Origin of the sequence: Roseomonas sp. FDAARGOS_362 (assembly GCF_002754815.1) — a bacterium.
GTDB lineage: Bacteria > Pseudomonadota > Alphaproteobacteria > Acetobacterales > Acetobacteraceae > Roseomonas > Roseomonas mucosa.
Genome location: NZ_CP024588.1, coordinates 3,131,418 through 3,154,923 on the forward strand (window position 1 = coordinate 3,131,418; position 23,506 = coordinate 3,154,923).

The 23,506-nt window shown below is 70.7% G+C and carries 16 protein-coding genes; 14 read left to right on the forward strand and 2 right to left on the reverse strand.

The genetic code is table 11. From position 1 onward, the window contains the following. The first annotated feature begins 211 nt into the window (after window positions 1-211). From CTJ15_RS18880 to CTJ15_RS18905, 6 genes are all read left to right on the forward strand, one after another. Window positions 212-3,559 carry a VCBS domain-containing protein gene (locus CTJ15_RS18880; RefSeq protein WP_171979044.1) on the forward strand — a complete coding sequence of 1,116 codons (3,348 nt, stop codon included), beginning with the start codon at window positions 212-214 and terminating at the stop codon, window positions 3,557-3,559. 35 nt (window positions 3,560-3,594) lie between these two features. Next, a complete protein-coding gene (locus CTJ15_RS18885; protein ID WP_226945984.1) occupies window positions 3,595-4,746 on the forward strand; it encodes an acyltransferase in 1,152 nt (383 codons plus the stop codon). Between the two features lie 274 nt (window positions 4,747-5,020). Beyond that, complete coding sequence (locus tag CTJ15_RS18890) at window positions 5,021-6,481, forward strand: UbiA family prenyltransferase (RefSeq protein ID WP_099781840.1); 1,461 nt, start codon at window positions 5,021-5,023, stop codon at window positions 6,479-6,481. A 47-nt stretch (window positions 6,482-6,528) separates the two neighbouring features. Further along, a complete protein-coding gene (locus tag CTJ15_RS18895; protein ID WP_019462853.1) occupies window positions 6,529-7,962 on the forward strand; it encodes a hypothetical protein in 1,434 nt (477 codons plus the stop codon). A gap of 18 nt (window positions 7,963-7,980) precedes the next feature. Next, complete coding sequence (locus CTJ15_RS18900) at window positions 7,981-8,355, forward strand: multidrug efflux SMR transporter (protein ID WP_019462852.1); 375 nt, start codon at window positions 7,981-7,983, stop codon at window positions 8,353-8,355. A gap of 623 nt (window positions 8,356-8,978) precedes the next feature. Continuing rightward, complete coding sequence (locus CTJ15_RS18905; RefSeq protein ID WP_099781841.1) at window positions 8,979-10,190, forward strand: MFS transporter; 1,212 nt, start codon at window positions 8,979-8,981, stop codon at window positions 10,188-10,190. Between the two features lie 60 nt (window positions 10,191-10,250). On the opposite strand, the gene CTJ15_RS18910 is transcribed toward CTJ15_RS18905, so the two are convergent. Continuing rightward, window positions 10,251-12,524, reverse strand: a complete 2,274-nt coding sequence (locus tag CTJ15_RS18910) for a type IA DNA topoisomerase (RefSeq protein ID WP_099781842.1) — start codon at window positions 12,522-12,524, stop codon at window positions 10,251-10,253. Between the two features lie 252 nt (window positions 12,525-12,776). Between CTJ15_RS18910 and CTJ15_RS25365 the strand changes: the two genes are divergently transcribed. The 5 genes from CTJ15_RS25365 (at window position 12,777) to CTJ15_RS18935 (ending at window position 18,364) form a co-directional block, all read left to right on the forward strand. Then, window positions 12,777-13,745, forward strand: a complete 969-nt coding sequence (locus CTJ15_RS25365; protein WP_369923693.1) for a MucR family transcriptional regulator — start codon at window positions 12,777-12,779, stop codon at window positions 13,743-13,745. A 221-nt stretch (window positions 13,746-13,966) separates the two neighbouring features. Further along, window positions 13,967-14,485, forward strand: coding sequence for a hypothetical protein (locus tag CTJ15_RS18920; protein WP_099781843.1), 519 nt, complete (start codon window positions 13,967-13,969; stop codon window positions 14,483-14,485). Window positions 14,486-14,566: 81 nt separating this feature from the next. Beyond that, window positions 14,567-14,872, forward strand: coding sequence for a hypothetical protein (locus tag CTJ15_RS18925; protein ID WP_019462847.1), 306 nt, complete (start codon window positions 14,567-14,569; stop codon window positions 14,870-14,872). 219 nt (window positions 14,873-15,091) lie between these two features. Then, window positions 15,092-17,026 carry an acetate--CoA ligase gene (gene acs / locus CTJ15_RS18930; protein ID WP_026033519.1) on the forward strand — a complete coding sequence of 645 codons (1,935 nt, stop codon included), beginning with the start codon at window positions 15,092-15,094 and terminating at the stop codon, window positions 17,024-17,026. A 129-nt stretch (window positions 17,027-17,155) separates the two neighbouring features. Then, window positions 17,156-18,364 (forward strand): MFS transporter, encoded by a 1,209-nt coding sequence (locus tag CTJ15_RS18935; RefSeq protein ID WP_083755399.1) that lies wholly within the window; start codon window positions 17,156-17,158, stop codon window positions 18,362-18,364. Between the two features lie 352 nt (window positions 18,365-18,716). Here CTJ15_RS18935 and CTJ15_RS18940 read toward each other — a convergent pair whose 3' ends face one another. After that, entirely contained in the window at window positions 18,717-19,592 is an 876-nt protein-coding gene (locus CTJ15_RS18940) for a LysR family transcriptional regulator (protein WP_019462954.1), read from the reverse strand. A gap of 105 nt (window positions 19,593-19,697) precedes the next feature. Between CTJ15_RS18940 and bla the strand changes: the two genes are divergently transcribed. The 3 genes from bla (at window position 19,698) to CTJ15_RS18955 (ending at window position 23,506) form a co-directional block, all read left to right on the forward strand. Beyond that, window positions 19,698-20,618: a class A beta-lactamase gene (gene bla / locus CTJ15_RS18945; protein WP_075821626.1), complete on the forward strand. Its 921-nt coding sequence runs from the start codon at window positions 19,698-19,700 to the stop codon at window positions 20,616-20,618. A 345-nt stretch (window positions 20,619-20,963) separates the two neighbouring features. Then, a complete protein-coding gene (locus tag CTJ15_RS18950) occupies window positions 20,964-21,692 on the forward strand; it encodes a gluconate 2-dehydrogenase subunit 3 family protein (protein WP_099781844.1) in 729 nt (242 codons plus the stop codon). 47 nt (window positions 21,693-21,739) lie between these two features. After that, window positions 21,740-23,506 (forward strand): GMC family oxidoreductase, encoded by a 1,767-nt coding sequence (locus CTJ15_RS18955; RefSeq protein WP_019462950.1) that lies wholly within the window; start codon window positions 21,740-21,742, stop codon window positions 23,504-23,506.

The window sequence follows — 23,506 nt, forward strand, 5'->3', positions numbered from 1 at the left end:
GAACGATGGGACGCATCGGACATCCGGCGGGGACCCGGCAGCGCCGGAGCGTTCCGTTCGCCTTCAGGTTGTATTCGGCGCCGCGCTGCTCGGGCCGGGTGGGCGGGAGCCTGGCCTGCAGGCCCCTGCCTCGCCGTCATGCCTTGGCCATCGCCCCGGCCGCCCGCCCCGGGCCCGGTCCACGCATCGGCAGTGCCAGGAGGGCATGAGCATGGCGACCACCACCAACAGCAGACCCATCGCGGTGGCGGACAGGGCCGCCGTGTCGGAGGACGGGGTGCTGCAGGCCACGGGCAACCTGCTGTCCAACGACACGGACGCGGACCGGGACACGCTGGCCGTCACCGCCGTGAACGGGCTGGCCGCAGGGGCGGGCACGGTGATCGCGGGCACCTATGGCAGCCTCGTGCTCGGCGCCAACGGCCAGTACACTTATGTCCTGGCCAATGCGCAGGCGAACGTGCAGGCGCTCGCCGCCGGCCAGACGGTGACGGAAAGCTTCACCTACACCGTCTCGGACGGGCAGGCCCATGCCGATGCCGGCGAGAACCTGATCGCGCAGTCAGAGGCTTTCGGCGATGCCTCCTGGGTGCCGTTCAACGGCAACGGCGCCTTGCCCACCGTCGCCGCCGATGCCGCGACCGGGCCGACAGGCACCGCGGCGGCCGATGTGCTGAGCCTGCCGGCGGATGGCGGCCTCTACACCGCCGCGGCCGTCAGCGGGCCGCACACCTTCAGCGTCTGGGTCCGGCTGGTCAGCGGCGACGGCAACTTCGCCTTCAACTACTATGACGGGACCAGCGACAGTATCCAGTCCGGCACCGCGACCGGCGAATGGCAACGCTTCAGCTGGACCTTCACCGGCAACGGCAACGGCGACGCCAACGTCGCCATCCTGCACGACCTCGCCTCATCCACCGGCAGCGTCCTCGAGATCTGGGGCGCCCAGCTCAACAGCGGCGGCAGCGCCGGCGCCTATGTCGCCACCACCGGCACCCCGGTCACCGGCACCACCGTCACCACGCAGAACCTGATCGCGCAGTCGGAGGCCTTCGACGACGCCTCCTGGGGGCATTTCACGGTCACGGGCACCCAGCCCACGGTGACGGCCAATGCCGCCACCGGCCCCACGGGAAGCGGTACGGCCGACCTGCTGGGCCTGTCCGGCATCGGCACCGGCATCTACGCCAACACGGCGGTCAGCGGGCAGTACACCTTCAGCGTCTGGGTCCGCCTGGCCAGCGGCGACGGGAACTTCAGCTTCAACTACTTCGACGGCAGCAGCAACCATCTCCAGGCCGCCACGGCGACCGGCGCGTGGCAGCGCTTCAGCTGGACCTTCGACGCGAACGGCGACGGCAACGCCAACGTCGCCCTCATGCACGATCTGGCCACCGCCACCTCCGGCGTCCTGGAGCTCTGGGGTGCCCAGCTCAACCAGGGCGCGGCGGCGGGCAGCTACATCGCCACGGCCGGCAGCCCCGTCACCGTCACCAGCGCCGGCACGGGTTCCGAGACCGCCACCCTGACCGTCGCCATTGCCGGCGCGGCCGATATCGGCACCGGCGGCCCCGCCCTGCCCGTCGCGGTGGCGGACAGGGCCGCCGTGTCGGAGGACGGGGTGCTGCAGGCCACGGGCAACCTGCTGTCCAACGACAGGGACGCGGACCGGGACACGCTGGCCGTCACCGCCGTGAACGGGCTGGCCGCAGGGGTGGGCACGGTGATCGCGGGCACCTATGGCAGCCTCGTGCTCGGCGCCAACGGCCAGTACACTTATGTCCTGGCCAATGCGCAGGCGAACGTGCAGGCGCTGGAGGCCGGGCGGAGCGTCACCGACGTCTTCCGCTACACCATCTCGGACGGGGCCAGCCATACCATCACCACGCAGAACCTGCTGCCCTACTCGGAGGCGCTCGACAATCCGGCCTGGGTGCGGTTCAGCAACAACGGCGCCTCCGCCACGGTGATGGCCGACGCGGCGCTCAGCCCCATCGGCTCCAGGACGGCCGAGCTGCTGAGCATGACGGGCTCCGGCACCGGCATCTATACCGGCACGGACGTCAGCGGCCAGTCCACCTTCAGCGCCTGGATCCGCCTCGCCGCCGGCGACGGGCATTTCAGCTTCAACTACTTCGACGGCGGCAGCAACCACTTCCAGTCCGCCCTCGCCACCGGCGAGTGGCAGCACTTCACCTGGACCTTCACCGGCAGCGGCAGCAACAGCGCCAATGTCGCGATTCTGCACGACCTCTCCACCTTCACCTCGGGCAGCTTCGAGATCTGGGGCGCGCAGCTGAATGCCGGCGCCACGGCGGACACCTATCTCGCCACCTCCGGCACCCCCGCCACCCAGGCCAGCACCGGCGTCGCCAGCTTCGGCTCCACCCTGACCGTCACCATCACGGGTGCGAGCGACACGCCCGCCGCGGCCGCCACCCTGTCCCTGGCCGACCACGCGGACGGGGTCGTGGCGAATCTCGCGACCGGCCAGTGGGCCCAGGCGCTGAAGATCATGCCGCTGGGCGATTCCATCACCTATGGCTGGCGGCAGATCGACACCAACTACGGCTACCTGCAGGACAACCTGGCGAACGGCTACCGCCAGCCGCTCTGGGCGGAGTTCACCGACCGGGACATGCTGATCAACTATGTCGGCACCCAGAGCTCCGGCACCGGCAGCCTGCCCGACCACGACCATGCCGGCTTCCCGGGCTGGAAGGCGGAGGAGCTCGCCACCATCCTGCCCGGCCTGCTCGGCGGCGGCGCGCCCGACGCGGTGCTGCTGATGGCCGGCGCCAACGATGTCTTCCGCGAGGACGCGGCGCAGAACACGGCGGGCACCGACATCAAGGCGATGCTCAATGCGATCGCGGCCGCGAATCCCGCCACCCATGTCTATGTCTCGACCATCCTGCCGACCGCCTGGGCCGATGCGGCGGAGGTGAACGCGGTCAACGCCGTCATCCGCTCCACCGTGCAGAGCGCCATCGCCGGCGGGCAGCATGTCACGCTGGTCGAGATGCCCGGCGTCACCACCGCCGACATGTATGACGGCATCCACCCGACCGAGGCCGGCTATGCCGAGATGGCGCAGTACTGGCTGAACGCCATCCTGGCGGCCCAGGGCAACGGCGGCGGCACGCCCGGCGGCAGTGCCCAGGCGATCGCCTCCGGCCTCACCTCGGTCCTCGGCGGCGGCGGCAACGACCTGCTGATCGGCGACACGCGCGCGAACACGCTGAACGGCGCCGACGGCAATGACCGCCTGACCGGCGGCGGCGGCGCCGATACGCTGATCGGCGGCGCGGGGGCGGACGAGTTCGTCTTCCGCCCCGTGGCGGGGAACGTGGTGGTACAGGACTTCAGCACGGCGGAGAAGGACGTGCTGGTCTTCGACGGCATCGCGGGGCTGAGCAACTTCGCCGCGCTGAGCGGCCATGTCGCGCAGGCCAACGGCGCCACGGTGATCGACCTGTCGGGCTTCGGCACCCCGGTGCAGATCACCCTCCAGGGCTTCGCCGGCGGCCTGGCCGCGGACAACGTCTGGTTCTCATGACAGCCCCGGCCAGGCCGGAGAGGCAGGACAGGAAGATGGAAACGCCAATCGCGACGATGCTAGGGGGGCGGAAGGGCGACTACCTCTACGGGGTGGACGCCATCCGCTTCCTGGCGGCCCTGATGGTGGCCTTCTTCCATCTCACCTGGTACGACGCGGCCACGCCAGAGGTCGGCTGGTTCGGCTGGGTGGGTGTGCAGGTCTTCTTCGTCCTGTCCGGCTTCGTGATCGCGAATTCCGCGAACGGCACGACGCCGCTGGCCTTCCTGCGCTCCCGCGTGCTGCGCCTCTACCCCGCCGCCTGGGTCTGCGCCGTGCTGAGCCTGGCCATCCTGGCCCTGGCGCCGCAATCCGATGCCAGCCTGCTGCGGCCCTTCCTGGCCTCGCTCGCCCTGGCTCCGACCGGTCCCTGGATCGCCACCGCCTACTGGACCCTGCCGATCGAGATCGTGTTCTACGCGCTGATCCTCCTGCTGCTGCTGCGCGGCGCCTTCCACCGGCTGGAATGGCTGGGCATCGGCCTCACTTTGGCCAGCAGCGCCTATCTCGCCGCCTATGCCCTGCAGGTGGCCGGCGTCATCCACGGTCCCTCGCTCGAATTCGGCTACGGCGTCCGCAACCTCACCCTGCTGCGCCACGGCATCTACTTCGCCGCCGGCATCTTCCTCTGGCTCTGGTCGCGGCGGCGGCTGTCGCGCCCCGGGGCCCTGGCCCTGCTGCTGGCGGTGCTCGCGGCGCCGGTGGAGATGACCTGCCGCACCCTGGAGATCGTGGAGAAATCGCCCGGGCATCTCGATGCCGCCACGATCTGGCCCTGGCCCATCCTGCTCTGGGCGCTGGCCTGCGGCGGGATCGTCGCCTCGGTGGTCTGGCGCGCGGGGATCGCGCGCCTGCCGGGGGCCTGGCTGCGGGGCCTGCGGAATGCGGGGCTGATGACCTATCCCCTCTATCTGCTGCACGAGCCCATCGGGCACACGCTCCGGCACGCCTTTCTGGCGCAGGGGGTGCCGCCGGTCGCGGCGGCGCTGCTCGGAATCGCCGGCACGGCCCTGGCGGCGCTGGCCGTGGCCACCATGGCCGAACCCCTCCTGCGGCGGGCGCTCCAGGAACTCCTCCGCCGGAGGCGCGGCGACGCGGCACCGGAGGCGGGGCTTGGCCTGCTGCGCCGTTCCGGCGGCGCGATCTGACAGTGGAACCCCCGGCCGGGTAGCATTGAGGGCTTCCTGGCCGCGCGGAGATTCCGGCCGTGCGGATGTTCCCCTGCCGAAAGCATCCTTCTCCCTGGCAACCGCAGGGGGAATAATCCTCCGCACCTACAAACAGGTGGGCGCAAAAAATTTCTCCCGCAGCCTCATACACGGCAATGAGGCCCAAAAAATCTGAATTGTCTCTATTTTGTGCTTTACTTCTCATTGCTGCTCTGCACCAATTAGGGGACCTCGCGACAAAGGAGTGGGCACCATGGATGTGGCAGTAGAGTTGCTGACAGCGACCGCGGCAGCGCCTGCTGTCCGGCCCCTGGTGGTCGATCTCGACGGTACGTTGATCCGCTCCGATCTTCTGATCGAGACAGCCTTCGCCGAACTCGGGCGCCAGCCTCTCTCGGGCTTCCGTCTTCTGCGCGCCCTGATCTCCGGCAAGGCCGCCCTGAAGCACCTCCTGGCCGAAACCGCGGAGTTCGACCCGGCGACGCTGCCCTATGACGAGGTGGTGCTCGACCGCATCCGGCAGGCCCGCGCCCAGGGCCGCCCGGTCTGGCTGGCCTCCGCCAGCAACGCCCGCCTGGTCGGGGCCATCGCCGACCATCTCGGCCTCTTCGACGGCTGTCTCGCCTCCGACGCCACCAACAACCTCGCCGGCGTGATCAAGGCCCGCGCCCTGGCCGAGCGCTTCGGCCATGGCGGCTTCGACTACATCGGCAACGACACCGCCGACCTGCCCGTCTGGGCGGAGGCCGGGCACGCCCTGGCGATCCGCACCTCGCCGCGCGTCGCCCGGCGCCTCGCCGCCATCCATCCCGATGCCGAGCACCTGCCCTCTGCCCGCGCCAGCCTCAAGACCTGGCTGAAGCTGATGCGGGTGCACCAGTACGCGAAGAACGCCCTGGTCTTCGTGCCGCTGCTGACGGCCCATGCCTTCACGCCGGAGGCGCTGCTGCAGAGCATCCTGGCACTGCTGGCCTTCTCCCTCTGCGCCTCCAGCGTCTACCTGCTGAACGACCTGCTGGACCTCGCGGCCGACCGCGCGCACCTGACCAAGCGCCGCCGCCCCCTGGCCAGCGGCATGATTCCGCTGATGGACGGCATCCTGGCCGTGCCGGTCCTCTTCCTCGCCTCCCTGGCCGTGGCCATCGTGGTCTCACCCACTTTCCTCGGCGTGCTGCTCGGCTACTTCGCCCTCACCACCGCCTATTCGCTGGTGCTGAAGCGGAAGATGCTGATCGATGCCGTGGCGCTGGCGCTGCTCTACGCCTTCCGCGTGGTGGGCGGCGCCGTGGCGATCAACGTGGCCATCTCGGAATGGCTGATCGCCTTCTCGCTCTTCATCTTCATGGCGCTGGCGCTGGTGAAGCGATACATCGAGCTTTCGAGCCTGCTCGACCGCTCGCTGCCCGATCCCTCGAACCGCAACTACAAGACCGGCGACCTGCCGATCGTCGCGGCGCTGGCGGCGGCCAGCGGCTTCAACGCCGTCACCATCCTCACCCTCTACCTCTCCAGCGACGCGGTGCACTCGCTCTACAACCATCCGCAGCTGCTCTGGCTGCTCTGCCCGGTGCTGATGTTCTGGTTCGGCCGGGTGCTGCTGATGGCCCATCGCCGGCTGATGCACGACGATCCCATCGTCTTCGCCCTGCGCGACCGCGTCAGCCTCCACGTCCTGCTGGCCTCGGTCGGCATCGTCCTGGCCGCCACCTTCTGATCCCGCCCCGGAAGCACGCCCTCCGAAGACCTCAAGGAAAGCCCCGCATGTTCATCCAGCCGAACCGCTCGATCGCGGCGCGCTTCCCTGGGGAGGCGGGCAGCCTGGACCGGGAGGCCGCAGCCTCCTCCGGCGTGACGGACGGCCTGGTGGCGGCGGGCTGGGCCCTGCTCGGCATCAGCCTGTCCTGGTGGGCCTCGGCGCAGTTCGCCCATACCTTCTACCGGATGGAATGGATCAACATCTGGTTCCAGGCGGACCAGCCGCGGGTCCTGGGCAACATGCTGGACATGCGCGGGTCGCACCGTTCCTCGGTGCACCCGATCTTCTCGATCCTGACGGTCCCGCTGACCAACCTGCTCCTGCTCCTCGGCATGACCCCGGTCGGCGCGGCCAGGGCGCTGGTGGCGGGCGCCGGGGGGCTGAGCGCCGCGCTCTTCTACCTCTCGATGCGCGGGCTGAGGCTGAGCCTGCCGATCGCCTGCCTGCTCACGGCCGGGCTGCTCGCCAGCGCGACCTATCTCTACTGGTTCGCGATCGTCGAGACCTATCCCTTCGCGGCCCTGGGCACGAGCATCATGCTCTGGGCCGTCACCAGCTGGCGCAACCAGGGCGTGCTGCCCTGGGCCCTGGCCTCGGCCGGGACGCTGGCTGTCACCACCACCAACTGGAGCTTCGGCCTGGCCGCGGCCTTCTTCCGCCTGGGCCTGCGCCGCAGCATCGTGGTCAGCCTGCTGGCCTTCGCGATGGTCGCCGGCATCGCCCTGGTGCAGCGCATGACCTTCGAGGATGCGGGCGTCTTCTTCCAGCCGCGCGTGCTCAAGCAGGAATCGGAATTCCTGCGCGTCGAGCGCAGCGAGTTCTCCAAGGCCGAGGAGGCCGCGGGCGAAACCCCGGTCTCCGTGCTGCGCTCCATGCTGCTCTACAGCGCCGTCACCGCCCATGTGCGTGTCGAGCCCGTGCAGGACGGCATCCTCGACAGCATCACGGTGCGCCGCCCCGGCGCCTCGGAGGACTGGTTCTACCAGTACGTGAAGGCGCACGTCCCCTTCATCGAGGATCGGGTCTACAACATCCTCAACAACCAGCATTCCCCGGTGCTGGACCAGGGCTGGGCCGGACTGGGCGGCATGCTCGCCTGGATCGTGCTGCTGGCCTGCGGCATCTGGGGCGCCATCCTGCACCGGCCGGGGCGCCAGGCTGCTCTGGCGATCGGCGCCTTCCTGCTCGGCCAGATCGCCCTGCATCTCGTCTATGGCGAGATCACCTTCCTCTACGCCGCCGACTTCTTCCCGGCCCTGCTGGCCCTGGCGGCCTTCGCCTTCTTCACCCCGGCGCGCCGCCTGGCGACGGTTGCGGCCCTGGCCTTCGTCATCCTGGGCGGCATCAGCAACGTCACCGAGCTGCGCGGCAACATCGCCGAGGCGAACAGCATCATGCAGAAGCCCCTCAACCCGGTCCTGCATGGCAACAAGCACTGAAGACCAGACGGAACGCGCATGCCCATCTCCACCTACTTCCTCCTGATCAGCAGCATCGCCCTCGCCACCTTCTCCCAGGTGGTGCTCAAGATCGGCATGTCCTCGGAGCCGGTCCAGCTCGCGCTGAGCCGGCGCCAGCCGATCGACACGGTGGCCTCCATCATCACCTCGCCCTGGGTCCTGGGCGGGCTGACCTGCTTCGGCCTGAGCGCGGTGGTCTGGCTCCTCGTCCTGTCGCGCATGAACCTGTCCCAGGCCTATCCCTGCGTCGCCCTGGGCTTCGTGCTGACCATGTGCGCCGGCTACTTTCTGCTGGGCGAGCCGATCAACCTGCTGCGGATCGGCGGCCTGTCCCTGATCCTCGCCGGCGTCGCCTGCGTCGCCGTCAGCTGAACCGGCGCACCGGCTCTCCCGGTTCCCGGTTTCAGGACAACAGCTTTCCCCGGATGCGTGGCGCCTGACGGCCGCCCCCGGGGAAGAGGCACTGCCTCTCCCGCCGGACCCCTCTCCGCCGGGGACCGGAGCCGGTCCCCGGACCCCGGGCTTTCGTGGGTTCCCGTGGTGGCCGCCAGCCTGCGGCCCGATCCCTGGGAGCAGGCGGAGACGCGGGTCTCCCGAAAAGAAGAAAAACACCCTGTTCGCACGAGTGGCATCGGCAGTCCGCCGGAGAGCGATGCTCTCCGGCGAGATCCGGCATCAGCGAGCGCCAGCGAACGGGAGGTCCAGGACCCTCAGGGTCCTGGCGGATAGGGGGTCCGGGGGAAAGGCAGCGCCTTTCCACCCGGGACAGCGAGACGCCGGGCGCGTGAGGCGCGAACCGGAAACTGGCCCCCGAGGGTCTGGGCTGCGGAAAAACCTGGGCTTGGGCGGCATGGCCCATGCGATTCCTCGAAGCTTCCCGCCGGCCGCGCCGGTCCTTCCGGAAACCCGGAGGGGCCGGCGCGGCCCACCGGAGCGCGTCCGGGGCGGGCCTGGTCCGGCCTGCCCCGGACCGGCTGACCGAGGGGAAACACCGCATGAGCCAGGGCAGCCTTGCCGCCGAACGGCCCGCCGCGAGCCAGACCGCCTTCACCGTGCTGGCGGCGCTCAGCCTCTGCCATTTGCTCAACGACATGATGCAGTCGCTGCTCGCGGCGCTCTTTCCCGTCCTGAAGGCGAGCTACGGGCTCAGCTTCACCCAGATCGGCTTCCTCGCCTTCACCTTCCAGCTCACCGCCTCGCTGCTGCAACCCGCCGTGGGCTGGTACACCGACCGCAAGCCACAGCCCCGCTCCCTGCCGGTCGCCATGGGCTTCACCTTCTGCGGGTTGCTGCTCCTGGCCTGGGCGGACCACTACTGGTCGCTGCTCTGCGCGGCCGCCATGGTGGGCATGGGCTCCTCGGTCTTCCACCCGGATTCCTCGCGCATCGCCCGCATCGCCTCGGGCGGGCGGCACGGGCTGGCGCAGTCCATCTTCCAGGTCGGCGGCAATGCCGGCACCGCCATCGGCCCGCTGCTCGCCGCCTATATCGTCCTGCCGCGCGGCCAGGGCAGCGTCGCCTGGCTCTCGCTCGCCGCGCTGCTCGCCATGACGCTGCTCTGGTGGGTCGGCGGCTGGGCGCATGGCCAGCTTCTCAGCCGCCGCGCCACCGGCCGCGCCGCGGCGCCCCATGCCCTCCTGCCGCGGCAGAAGGTCGTCATGGCCATCACCGTGCTCGGCATCCTGGTCTTCTCGAAGTACATCTACATGGCCAGCCTGACGAGCTACTATACCTTCTACCTGATGCAGACCTTCGGCCTGGGTGTCCAGGAAGCGCAGGTCTATCTCTTCCTCTTCCTCGGCGCCGTCGCGGTCGGCACCGTGGTCGGCGGCCCGGTGGGGGACCGCTTCGGGCGCAAGGTGGTGATCTGGGGCTCCATCCTCGGCATCCTGCCCTTCACCCTGGCGCTGCCCTACGTGAACCTGTTCTGGACCGCGATCCTCACAGTGCTGATCGGCCTGATCCTGGCCTCCGCCTTCTCGGCGATCCTGGTCTATGCGCAGGAACTCGTGCCCGGCCGCGTCGGCGTGATCTCCGGCCTGTTCTTCGGCTTCGCCTTCGGCATGGGCGGCCTCGGCTCCGCCCTTCTCGGCATCCTGGCGGACTGGAAGGGCATCAGCTTCGTGTACCACCTCTGCTCCTTCCTGCCCCTGCTCGGCATCCTCACCATCCTGCTGCCGAATGTGGAGCGGCACCGGGCAGGGTAGGGGGAGCGGGACCCCGCCACGCCGCGCCTGCGGACCCCCCTGGCGCGGCGGCCGCCCACCTCAGGCCGGCGGCGCATCCTCCCGGGCCGCGCGCCGCCGTGCCGGGGCACGTGCCGCGCCCGCCTTCCTGGCCCGGCCGCCCCTGCCCGGCCCTGGCTTCCCCCGGCCCGGTGCCTTCCACTGCTTCCCGTCGATCCAGGCGGAAATGGCGGCGGCGCTCGCCTGCGCCTCCTCCGGCAGCTCCACGCCGCGCTGCTCCGCCAGCTTCCGCGCGAAGCCGAGCTGCGCCGCGCTGGGCGCGCGCCCGGCACCGGCACCGGCACCGTCCTCCCGGCGCGGCGCGTGCTCGTCGAGAAAGGCGCGGCAGGCCGTGGCAGAACGTGTGTAGCCCTTGGGCGGCGCGATCCCCTTGCGCTTCGCCAGGCTGGCCACGAAGCGCGCCATGGCCGGTGTCGGCGCGCCTTTCCCGCCCTCCGCCGCGCCGCCGCTGGCCAGGAGCGGCGCCTCGCCGGAGGCTGCGCGCTCGGTCAGGCGCGCGATGATCCGGCTGGCCTGGGCGCAGACGGCGTCGATGGCGCCCATCATCTCCTGCTGCCCGACCAGCACCTCGTCCAGCAGGCGCTCGAGCTGCGCCGTCACGCCGGGATCGACCAGCGCCGGATCGGCCTGCTCCAGCACGGCGAAGAGCTGCAGCCCGCGCTCCGTCGGCACGATGTGCTTGCCGTCGATCCGCAGGAAATCCTGCGCCTTCAGCCCGCGGATGATCTCGGCCCGCGTCGCCGGCGTGCCGATGCCCTTGGCCTCCTTCAGCCGCTCCTGCAACGCCTCGTCCCCGACGAAGCGCCAGGCGTTCTGCATCGCCTCGATCAGCGTGCCCTCGTTGTAGCGCGGCGGCGGCCGCGTCTCCTTCGCCTCCACCTTCGCCTCGCCCAGCGACGCCGCCTCGCCATCGCGCAGGATGGGAAGGAGCTGCGCGTCCTCGCCCTTCTCCTCGGCGGGCACCCATTCGGGAAAGGCGGCGCGCCAGCCCATCTCCAGCGGCTGCCGCCCCACGGCGCGGAACAGGTACTTCCCTTCGGGGCCCTTCACGTCGATCGTGGCCGTGGTCTGGCGATAGCGGAAATCTGGCATCGCCGCCGCCAGATAGGCACGCGCGATCACGTCGAAGAGCTTGCGCTCATCCGCCGAAAGGCGCGGCCAGACCTCGCGCAGCCGCTCCACCGTGTTGACGTTGGGGATCACCGCATGGTGGCTCGCCCCGGCCAGCCCCTTGTCGTGGAAGACCCCGCTGGCGCCGCGCCGGACCAGCGGCGGCCGCGGCACGGGAATGCCGCTCCAGGCGCGCCCTTCCTGCAAGGCGGCCACGATGCGCGGCACGTCGGGGATCAGGCTTTCCGGCAGGTAGCGCGTCTCGGCGCGGGGATAGGTGATGACCTTCTTGCCCTCGCCGTCATAGAGCTCCTGCGCCACCTCCAGCGTGCGGGCCGCCGACCAGCCGAAGCGCGAGCCGCAGAGGCGTTGCAGCGAGGGCAGGTCGTGCAGGCGGGGCGGCGACTGCCGCTTCTCCTCCACCTTCACCGCGAGCGGCCCCTGGAAGCCCTCGGCCAGGGCGGCGACGGCCTCGGCATCCTCGCGCTTCAGGATGCGCTCCTTCGGCGCGTGCCGCATGCGCAGCCGCCCGGCCTCGACCTGGGCCGTCGCCACCACCTCGAAATAGCTCTGCGGCACGAAGTCGCGGATCTCGATCTCGCGCCGGCAGACGATGGCCAGCGTCGGCGTCTTCACCCGTCCCACGCCGATCACCGCCCGGGTTCCCTTCGCCAGCGTCACCGTGGCGGTGCGGGTGAGGGAAAGGTTGTAGATCTGGTCCGCCTGCCGCCGCGCCACCGCCGCCGCGTAGAGCCGCGCATGCTCGGCATTGGGCTTCGCGCGGGCGAAGGCGTCGCGGATGGTCTGCGGGTCCTGCGCGGTGAACATCACCCGCATCACCGTGCCGCGGAACCCCTCGTGCTCCAGGATCTCCTGGCCGATCAGCTGGCCCTCGCGGTCGCAGTCCGTGGCCAGCCAGACGCGCCTGGCCGAACGCAGGGCGGCGCGGATCGCCTGCAGCTTCGAGGCCTTGTTCCCGCCTGTGGCCGGCCGCGTGCCATAGAGCGAATCCGGCCGCAGCAGCACCGGGCTCCAGCGCTTCCAGGCCGGGTTCACGTCTTCGGGCTCCATCAGGTCGAAGAGGTGCCCTTCCGCCGGCAGCACCGCGCCATATCGGCCGCCCACCGCGGCGCGGATGTCCTTGGCCTGACTGGTCTTCTCGGTGATGACGATCTGCTCGGCCATGGTTGCTCTGAGAGGAAATCCGGAACAAAACCGGAATCGGAATGCCAGAGCCGGAAGGCAGGCGCCAGATTCAAATTTGCCGCCGCACGGTCTATAGCCTTGCCGTGACGTGATCGGCCGGGTGGCCGTGCGGCCTTTCCGGCACGATCCGGGACCGTCCCGACCCGCCGAAGAAACCAAACCGAGAAGAGTCGTCCTTTGCAATTGACGCCCGAGCAAGCCGGGATCGCCCGGGCCTGCGGATGCCAGATCGTGCCCGCCACCGAAGAGCAGGTCTGGCGCCTGTCGCGGGAACACCGGATCTTCCGCCTGGATGGCGCGGCCGTGGTGGTCCGCCGGCCCGATGGCTTCCTGGAAACCGCCGGCACGCTGCGCCTGCTGCTGGAGCAGCACGCGCACGCCCAGGACCTGGCCGAGGCGGCGCCCGACCTGCTGCCTCCTTCTGCGCTACCCCTTTCCACACGGCCGGATTCCGGGCCGGAATCGCCGCCATTCCCGGCGGCCGAACGGGAACGGGTGCCGCTGCGGCGGGGTCCCCGGGGGGATTCCGGCGCCGCGCGCCGCGATCCACCGCCCCGGCCCCCTGAGCCCGAGCAGGAGCCCGAGCCTGCCCCCCGGCCTGGGCCACGGCGGCACCCGGCGCCCACCACGGCATCCCTCGATGCGGCCACCGGGGAAACCGGGCCTGTAGCGCCCGCGCCGCAGCCCGGGCGGCGCGAGGCCCCGCCTGCGGCGGCCTCGCCTGTCGGCACGCCACCCGATGTCCCGGATCGCCCCAAGGCCCCGCCACCGGAGGCGCCCACCGGCACTCCAGGGAATTCTCCGGGGGAAATCCCCCGGGAAGCCCCGCGCAGGGAGGCTCCTTCCCTGGCTGCCCCCTTGGCGGAGCCCCTGGCCGGCCTGGATCCTCAAGGGGAGTCCCAGGAGGAACCCACCAGAGCCGAATCCAGCGGGCAGCCCCTGGGGCCACGCCCCGAACCGGCCGTGCCGATCGCCGAGAGCGTGACGCCCGGGTACCTGGTCTGCCTGGAGGATGGGAGGCGGGTGAAGATGCTCACGCGCCATCTCAAGGCCGCCTACGGAATGACGCCGGACCAGTACCGTGCCCGCTGGGGCCTGCCGCCCGACTACCCGATGGTGGCCCCCGATTCGGCCGAACGCCGGGCCGCTGCCCGGGGCCCCCGCGCCACCGGAAGCGGCCGCGGCAGCCGGGCAGGGTAGGGCGCCGCCGGGGAGTAGCACGCGTCGCCGGCGCGGGTCCTCCGGCCCTGGTCACGGAGCGGGGCGGGGCAAAGCCCCGGCCGCCAGGCCCCATGTTTCAGCCTGTCACACCGGCCACGAAGCCGCCGCTTCCGCCCCAGAGATTCCCTGGGGACGCCCGAGACCTGCCCTGTGGCGGGTGTCCTCTTCCTCCTGCGCTCACCAGCCCAGAGGAGGCCCCATTGCGCAAGACGTTCCGTGCCAGCCTGCTGTTCTCCGCCCTGCTGCTCGGTTCCGCCGGCATGGCCATGGCCCAAGGGACGGTCCAGGGGGCGGTCCAGGGGGCGGTCCAAGGGGTGGTCCAGGGTCCAGCGGCCGGGACGGCGCCCGGCACCGTGGCCGGGCCGGCGGCCACCGCCGCCACGGCCCCCTCGCAGGCCCAGCCCGGCTCGCAGCCGCGGGCCCATGCCACCAGCACCGCGAAGACCCCCGTGGTCCACACCGACCATGCCGGCGGCGCGCGTCACGCCACGCGCCATGAGGCCGCCAGCCCCGCCGGCACCCCGGAGGCCGCAAAGGCGGAAGGCCATGCCGCCACGGCGAAGCATCACCGTTCCGGCAAGGCCAGCCTGTCGTCCCATGCGGCGGAACAGGCGCCGGAAGCCGGGCAGGCGCCCGCCGGCAAGGCGCCCGGACAGGTCGCCCGCAGCCAGCCGGCCCCCGGCCCCGCCACGGAGGCCCCCGCCACCCACGTGAACTGAACCACCGGGCCGGCGCCGTCACGGGAGGCCGCGCCGGCCCTTTCCCGCCACCCGCTTCCGCAGAAGGATCGAAGACGTCCCATGCGCAAACTGCTCTACGCCGCCCTGCTGGCCCCGCTGCTTTCCGTGACCGCCCTCGCGGCCGGGGAGGCGCAGGCGGCGCCCGCCCCGGTGACCGTGGCGCCGGAGGCATGGCCCGCCGGCCTTCTGCATCCGGTCCAGTACTACTACGCCCCGCCGCCGCCCCGCTGGCACGGGCCGCCGCCGCGCCGCTGGCGTCCGCCGCCCCGGCATTGGCACCGCCCGCCTCCGCCGCCCCCGCACTGGCACCGCCCGCCCCCGCCGCGCTACGGCTACGCCCCGCCGCCCCGGCACTACTGGCGCTGATCCCCTTCCCGGCATTCCCCCGGACCGCCGGGAAGCGCGTTCCGGAAACCCCGCCGGAGGGTCCCAGTCAGTTTTGATGCCGGAATGGCGCAATTCTGCGCCATTCCGCCGGGCGGGAGGAGGGAGCGTTCCTCCGCATCGCTTGACGGCGCCGCCGCACCACGTCCCAATTCGCTGCAAACGCCCCCAACGGGGCGCCTGGATGTTGGGAGTGAAATGATGGGCGACGACACACTGATCGCGGTGAAGCCGGAGATCGCGGCCACGGCCCATGTCGATGCGGCCAGGCGCCAGGCCATGGCCGAGGCCGCGAAGAACGATCCGGACGGCTTCTGGCGCGGCCAGATGGACCGCGTCGCCTGGATGCGCGAGCCGACGAAGATCAAGAACACCTCCTTCACCGGCGACGTCTCCATCCGCTGGTTCGAGGACGGCATCCTCAACGCCTCCGTCTCCTGCCTCGACCGGCACCTCGAAAGCCGGGGCGACCAGACCGCCTTCATCTGGGAAGGCGACGACCCGAACAGCGACGCCCGCATCACCTACCGCGAGCTGCACGAGCGCGTCTGCCGCCTGGGCAACGCGATGCGCGACCTCGGCGTGAAGAAGGGCGACCGCGTCACCATCTACCTGCCCATGGTGGTCGAGGCCGCCGTGGCCATGCTCGCCTGCGCCCGCATCGGCGCCATCCATTCCGTGGTCTTCGGCGGCTTCTCCGCCGACAGCCTGTCCAGCCGCATCCAGGACTGCGAGAGCACGCTGCTGCTCACCGCCGACGAGGGCCGCCGCGGCGGGCGCCGCGTGCCGCTCAAGACCAATGCCGACGAGGCGCTGAAGAGCTGCCCGACCATCCGGAACGTGATCGTCGCGCGCATCACCGGCGGCGACGTGCCGATGCAGGAAGGCCGCGACCATTCCTGGGAGGCGCTGACCGCCAAGGCCGCCACGGCCTGCGAGCCGGAGCCGATGGAGGCGGAGGACCCGCTCTTCATCCTCTACACCTCCGGCTCCACCGGCAAGCCGAAGGGCGTGCTGCACACCACCGGCGGCTACATGGTCTGGGCCAGCTTCACCCATGACCTGGTCTTCGACTACCGCCCGGGCGAGGTGTACTGGTGCACCGCCGATGTCGGCTGGGTCACCGGCCACACCTATATCGTCTACGGGCCGCTGGCGAACGGCGCGACCTCGCTGATCTTCGAGGGCGTGCCCTCCTGGCCCGACAACAGCCGCTTCTGGCAGGTCATCGACAAGCACCAGGTCAACATCTTCTACACCGCGCCCACCGCCATCCGCGCCCTGATGCGCGATGGCGAGGCGCCGGTGAAGAAGACCTCCCGCAAGTCGCTGCGCATCCTGGGCAGCGTCGGCGAGCCGATCAACCCCGAGGCCTGGCTCTGGTACTACCGCGTCGTGGGCGAGGAACGCTGCCCGATCGTGGACACCTGGTGGCAGACCGAGACCGGCGGCATCCTCATCGCGCCGCTGCCGGGCGCGGTGGCGCAGAAGCCGGGTTCCGCCACCCTGCCGCTGCCCGGCGTGCAGCCGGCCCTGGTGGACGGCGACGGCAACACGCTGGAAGGCGCGACCGAGGGCAACCTCGTGATCACCGATAGCTGGCCCGGCCAGATGCGCACCGTCTTCCGCGACCACGAGCGCTTCATCCAGACCTATTTCTCGACCTTCAAGGGCACCTACTTCACCGGCGACGGCGCCCGGCGGGACGAGGACGGCTACTACTGGATCACCGGCCGCGTGGACGACGTGATCAACGTCTCCGGCCACCGCATGGGCACCGCCGAGATCGAGAGCGCGCTGGTCGCCCATCCCAAGGTGGCCGAGGCCGCCGTGGTCGGCATGCCGCACGACATCAAGGGCCAGGGCATCTACGCCTATGTCACCCTGAATGCCGACGAACAGCCGACCGAGGCGCTGCGCAAGGAGCTCGTCACCTGGGTGCGCAAGGAGATCGGCCCCTTCGCCGCGCCGGACGCCATCCACTGGGCGCCGGGCCTGCCGAAGACGCGCTCCGGCAAGATCATGCGCCGCATCCTGCGCAAGATCGCCGCGAACGAGATCGAGGGGCTGGGCGACACCTCCACCCTGGCCGACCCGACCGTGGTGCAGGACCTGATCGAGACCCGCGTCGGCTGAAACTCCTTCCGGGGGCGGGCGGCCGCCCCCGGAAACCCGCGTCCCGCCCGCGGCGGAGCCGGCCTCCCGCCCTCTTTCTCGCCTCCGGGCAGTTGCGCCCGCCGCCGCCCTGCGCAGGATGGCGGGCGCATGTCAGACACCCCACCCGCCGCGCCCATGGCTCCTACCGCCGCGCAGGTCGGCCACCTGGTCTTCGTCCTGGGCCTCGCCGGCTTCTCCTCCGCCCTCACCACCCGGGCGCTGGACCCGCTGCTGGTCAACGTCGCGGCGGATTTCAACACCACCGTCGAGCGCACGGCCCTGCTCGCCTCGGCCTTCGCGCTGCCCTATGCGCTGATCCAGCCCATCCTCGGCCCCATCGGCGACGCGCTGGGCAAGCGCCTGGTCATGATCCTCTGCGCCAGCCTGCTGGTCCTGGCCCTGGGCTTCGGCGCGCTGGCCCCCAGCCTGCCCACGCTTTTCGTGGCGCGCATCCTGGCCGGGGCGGCGGCGGGCGGCATCACCCCCCTGGCGCTCGCCACCTTCGGCGACAGCGTGCCGATGGCGGAGCGCCAGGTGGCGATGAGCCGCTTCATGGCCTGGACCATCGGCGGACAGGTGGCGGGCGGCGCGCTCTCGGGCTTCCTGGCGGTCCATCTCGGCTGGCGCGGCATCCTCGCCGCCTGCGGCGTGGTGGTGCTGGTGGGCGCGGTGGTGCTGTGGCGCGACAGCCGGCGCCATCCGGCCCCGCCCGCCCGGCGCTTCGACCTTTCCGTCGCGCTCAGCCACTACAAGAGCATCCTCTCCAATCCCAGGGCGCTGCGCCTCTTCGCCGGCGTGGCGGCGGAGGGGCTGCTGGTCTTCAGCATGTTCCCCTTCCTCGCCGCGCTTCTCGACCTGCGCGGCCTCGGCGGCACGGCGGAGGCCGGGATGGCGCTCGGCATCTTCGGCCTGGGCGGCTTCGCCTATGCCGGCCTGGCGCCCCTGCTGGTCCGTGGCATCGGCCAGCCGAACATGATGCGCTTCGGCGGCGCGCTCGCCGGCTGCGGCCTGCTGCTGGTCGGCCTGGCCGGGGCACTGCCGGCGGTGCTGGCGGGAACGCTGCTGCTCGGCCTCGGCTACTTCATGCTGCACAACAGCATCCAGGTCCGCGTCACCGAGGTCGCGCCCAAGGCCCGCGGCTCCGCCATGGCGCTGCATGCCTGCAGCTTCTTCCTCGGCCAGTCGCTGGGCCCGGCACTCTTCGGCGCCGCCCAGGCTTGGATCGGCACACTCCCCAGCCTCGCCGTCTGCGCCGCCGGCATCCTCCTGGTCGGGCTCTGGCTGGCCCATGCCCGCCGTCCGGCGCCACAGGCCTAGAAGGCGGCGCTCGTAGCCCGGGGGGAAGGCTCCGCCTTCGCCCCCGTAACCCCCCATCCGCCAGGACCCTGAGGGTCCTGGACCTCCCGTTCGCTGGCGCCCGCTGATGCCGGATCTCGCCGGGGAGCATGGCTCTCCGGCAGGCTGCCGGTGCCACCCACACGGACAGGGTGCCTTTCTTCCTTTCGGCAGCCCCGCGCTGCCACCTGCTCCCAGGGATCAGGGCGAAGACTGACGACAACCACGGGAACCCACGAAAGCCCGGGGTCCGGGGACCGGCTTCGGTCCCCGGCGGAGAGGGGGTCCGGCGGGAGAGGCGGCGCCTCTCCCCCGGGGCCGGCCGCGGAAGCTGTCACTCCGGCCACGCCACCTCCTCCAGCAGCCATTCCCGGAACGCCGCCTGGGCCGCCGTCTCGGTGCGGGATTTCAGCCGGGTCAGCCAGTATTCGCCCAGGGTGACCTCTGTGGCGAAGGGCCGCGCCAGCCGTCCGGCGCGCAGGTCGTGCTCGAACATCCGTGCCGGCAGCAGGGCGACGCCCACGCCCTGGGCCGCTGCCTCCGCCATGGTCAGCGAGGAATCGAAGACGAAGCCCCGGATGGCCGGCGGGGGCAGGCCCGCCGCGGCGAACCAGCACTCCCATTCATCGACGCGGTAGGAGCGCAGCAGCACCTCCGGCAGCAGGTCCGCCGGCTGGCGCAGCCGCCAGGCCAGGGCGGGGGCGCAGAGCGGCGAGAGCGGCGCCGCCAGCAGCCGCACCGCCTCCGCCCCGTGCCAGGCGCCGTCGCCGAAGCGGATGGCGCAGTCCAGCCCCTCGCCCGCGAGGTCCACGCGGTTGTTGTTGGTCAGCAGCCGCAGGTCCACGAAGGGATGCGCCGCGCGGAAGCGGGGCAGGCGCGGCAGCAGCCAGCCGGTGACGAAGGTGCCTACGGCGCCGAGCGTCAGCACCTCCCGCAACCGCCCGCCCGCGAAGCGTTCCAGTGTGCCGGAGATCCGCCGGAAGGCCTCGGTCAGCACCGGCAGCAGCGCCTCGCCCTCCTCGGTCAGGGCGAGGCCGCGCGGCAGGCGGCGGAACAGGGTCACTCCCAAGATTTCCTCAAGGCTCTTCACCTGATGGCTGACCGCCGCCTGGGTGACGCGCAGCTCCAGCCCGGCCCTTGTCAGACTTAGATGCCGGGCAGCGGCCTCGAAGGCACGCAGCGCGTTGAGTGGAAGCTGCGAGGGCAACATGGCCGGACCCTTTAGTTTTTCTTGGGGCAATCGCAAGAAACGATCGTTTGCCGGGTCGCGGCTCCCTGCGCAATCTCCGCCCGCCAGCACAGAGGGGAGCGGCACATGATCGGCAGGCGGATGGGCATGGGCGCCATGGCGGCGCTGGGCCTCGGCATGATGGCGGCGGGGCCTTCCGGTGCCCGGGCGGCTTCGGGCGCCGGGAAGGGGCAGGCAGGGGCCGGTTTCAGCGCCCTGCCGGCGGTTTTCGCCGGAATCGAGCGGCGGGTCGGCGGGCGGCTCGGCGTCGCCGTGCTCGACACCGCCACCGGCCAGCGGGCGGGCCATCGCGAGGCGGAGCGCTTCCCCCTCACCAGCACCTTCAAGCTCCTGGCCGCCGCCGCCGTCCTGTCCCGGGTCGATGCCGGGCAGGCGCGGCTGGACCAGCGCATCCGCTACGGGCGGGAGAAGCTGGTGGCCTACTCTCCCGAGACGGAGAAGCACGCAGGCGAGGAAGGCATGACCCTGGCCGCGATCTGCGAGGCCGCGGTCACGCTGAGCGACAACACCGCCGGCAACCTGATGCTGGAGCAGATCGGCGGTCCGGCGGGGCTGACCGCATGGCTGCGCTCCATCGGCGACACGGTGACGCGCCTCGACCGCTGGGAGACCGCGCTGAACGAGGCGGAGCCGGGCGACCCGCGCGACACCACCAGCCCGGCGGCGATGCTGGCCAGCCTGCAAAGGGTGACGCTGGGCGAGGCGCTGTCGGTGGGCGGGCAGGCGCATCTGACCGGCTGGCTGCGCGCCAACAAGACGGGCGACAAGCGCCTGCGCGCCGGTCTGCCGGGCGGCTGGCAGGCGGGCGACAAGACCGGCGCGGGCGAGAGGGGCACCAACAACGATGCCGGCCTGCTCTGGCCGCCAGGGGAAAGCGCGCCGATCCTGGTCGCCGCCTATTCCACCGGCGGCACGGCACCAAGCACGGAACGCGATGCGGCCCTGGCCGAGGTCGCCGCGGCCATCGTTGCCGCGAAGGGTCCCTGAAGCAGGCCGGACCGTCCTGGAGAGGCGCCGCGACGGCCCGGCCATGGCCGCCGCGGCGACCGATGGGGTGACGTGACGAGCGGGGAAAGTATCCCATCCCCGCGCGGGCGGGCGGAATGTGCGGCCCGTGCAGGCCAGGAAATCATGTGTAAGTCAAAATAGTGTAACGTTCATGTACGATTATTAATGTTCTTGTTTCACTCACCATGGTCTGCGGTTTCGTTCGGATGTTTTCTTTACGATACGGTGTGGCTGCTTATTAACGATTGACAGGGGAAAGGCGGGGCGAATAGGCCGACCTCAAAACGCCTTTCCGGCCAGGGATCCCGCGTGTCGACAGGTCACATGACGCTGCGTCGTCATTTCCTTCTCTCCACCGCCCTCGCCCTCCCGGCGGCCGCCCTCGGGGCCACCCTGGGAGCCTCTTTCCCGCGACTGCCGGCGGCCGAGGCGGCGGAGCGTCTCGCCCCCGCCCTCGACAGCTACAAGCCCGTCTTCTTCTCGGGCGACGAATGGAACTTCGTGAAGGCCGCCTGCGACCGGCTGATCCCTTCCGATCCGGAAGGCCCCGGCGCGCTGGACACCAACGTGCCCATCTTCATCGACCAGGAGCTGAACGGATCCTATGGCCAGGCGGCGGACTGGTACATGGAGGGCCCCTTCCACCCGGACGCCCCGGCGCTGATGGGCTTCCAGCTTCCCTACGCGCCGCAGGAGATCTACCGCCGCGGCATCCGCGCCACCGGGGCCTTCTGCCAGAAGACCTACCAGAAGGGCTTCGAGGCGCTCGACGACGCCACGCGCGACGCGGTGCTGACGAAGCTGGAGCACGGCGAGATCCACTTCCCGGATTTCGGCGAGCCCCTGCTCAAGGCCGCGGATTTCTTCTCCTTCCTGCTGGGCAACACCCGGGAAGGCTATCTCTCCGACCCGATGTATGGCGGCAACAAGGGCATGGCGGCGTGGAAGATGATCAACTTCCCCGGGGCCCGCGCCAGCTTCCTCGAATGGGTGGGGCAGCACAATGTCCGCTACCCGCTCGGCCCGGTCAGCATCATGGGCGAACGCGCCTGATCCCCGCCCACCTCCGGTGACGCGCCCCTCCCGCTAGGATTTTTCCCATGGCTATCGTCAAGGACGCCGTCGATGCGGTGGTTGTCGGACTGGGCTGGTCCGGTTCGATCATGAGCATCGAGCTGGCCCGCGCCGGTCTCAAGGTCCGCGCCCTCGAAAGCGGTCCCGAGCGGACCAATGCCGGCCACCTCTACCCCAAGCCTGCCGACCAGCTCGCCTATTCCATCCGCCAGAAGGTCTTCGCCCGCCCGCGCCAGATGGCGACGACGGTGCGGCACAACACCGACGAGGTCGCGCTGCCGACCCGCACCTGGGGCGCCTTCAAGCCCGGCAACGGCGTCGGCGGCGCCGGCGTTCACTGGACCGGCGTGCTGATCCGTCCGACGCCCACGGACCTGAAGCTCAAGACCTTCGTCGACCAGGCCTACAAGCCCGGCCAGTTGCAGGAGGACCTGCAGATCCAGGACTTCCCCTTCACCTGGGAGGAAATGGAGCCCTTCATGGACCATTTCGACAAGGTCTGCGGCGCCTCCGGCGCCACGGGGAACCTGCGCGGCCAGATCATGGAAGGCGGCGATCCCTTCGAGGGGCCGCGCTCGAATCCCTTTCCCATGCCGCCGCTGAAGGATACGCTGAACAACACGATGTTCGCCGAGGCGGCGCGGAAGAAGGGCTACCATCCCTTCCCGAACCCCTCCGCCGCGGCTTCAGGGCCCCACACCAACCCCTACGGCGTGCAGATCGCGCCCTGCAACTACTGCGGCTTCTGCAGCGACTACTACTGCCTGAACTACTCCAAGGCCTCGCCGCAGACGACCATCCTGGACGCGGCGCGGCGCCTGCCGAACTTCTCCTACGAGGTCAACGCCCATGTCCTCCGCGTGGACCTGCACGACGACCGCAAGACCGCCAAGGGCGTGACCTATATCGACGAGCAGGGACAGGAAGTCTTCCAGCCCGCCAGCATCGTCATCCTCAGCACCTTCCAGTACAACAACGTGCGCCTGATGCTGCTGTCCGGCATCGGCACGCCCTACGACCCCCATACGGGCGAGGGTGTGGTCGGCCGCAACTATGCCTTCCTGAGCAACGGCGGCACGACGCTCTTCTACAAGGACAAGCACTTCAACCCCTTCGTCGCCGCCGGGCCGACGGGGCAGATGATCAACGACTTCTCGCCCGGCAACTTCGACGCCGCGCCCTATGGCTTCATCGGCGGTGCGAAGCTGCACAGCTCCCAGGCCGGCGGCGCGCCGATCGGCGCCTCGCTGCCCGCCGGGACCCCCGCCTGGGGCGCCGGCTGGAAGAAGGCGATGAAGGACTGGTACGGGCATTCCATGAAGGTCAGCATCTCGACGACCTGCATGTCCTACCGCGGCAACTACCTGGACCTCGACCCGACCTACAAGGACCCCTACGGCCAGCCGCTGCTGCGCATCACCTTCGACTGGAAGGAGAACGAGCTGAAGCTGCAGCGCTTCCTGCGCGAGCGCGTGCTGGAGATCACGAAGGAGCTGAATCCGGACAGCTTCACCGAGAGCTTCCTGAAGATGGATTCGCACTGGGACACGCGGCCCTACATCTCCACGCACAACGTCGGCGGCGCCGTGGCGGGCGAGACGCCGGTGGATTCCGCCATCAACCGCTACCTGCAGAGCTGGGACGTGCACAACGTCTTCGTCCCCGGCGGCAATGCCTTCCCGCAGAACTTCCAGGGCAACCCGACCAGCATGATCGGCGCCATGACCTACTGGTCCGTCAAGGCGATCACCGAGCAGTACCTGAAGAACCCTGGCCCCCTGGTGCAGGCGTGA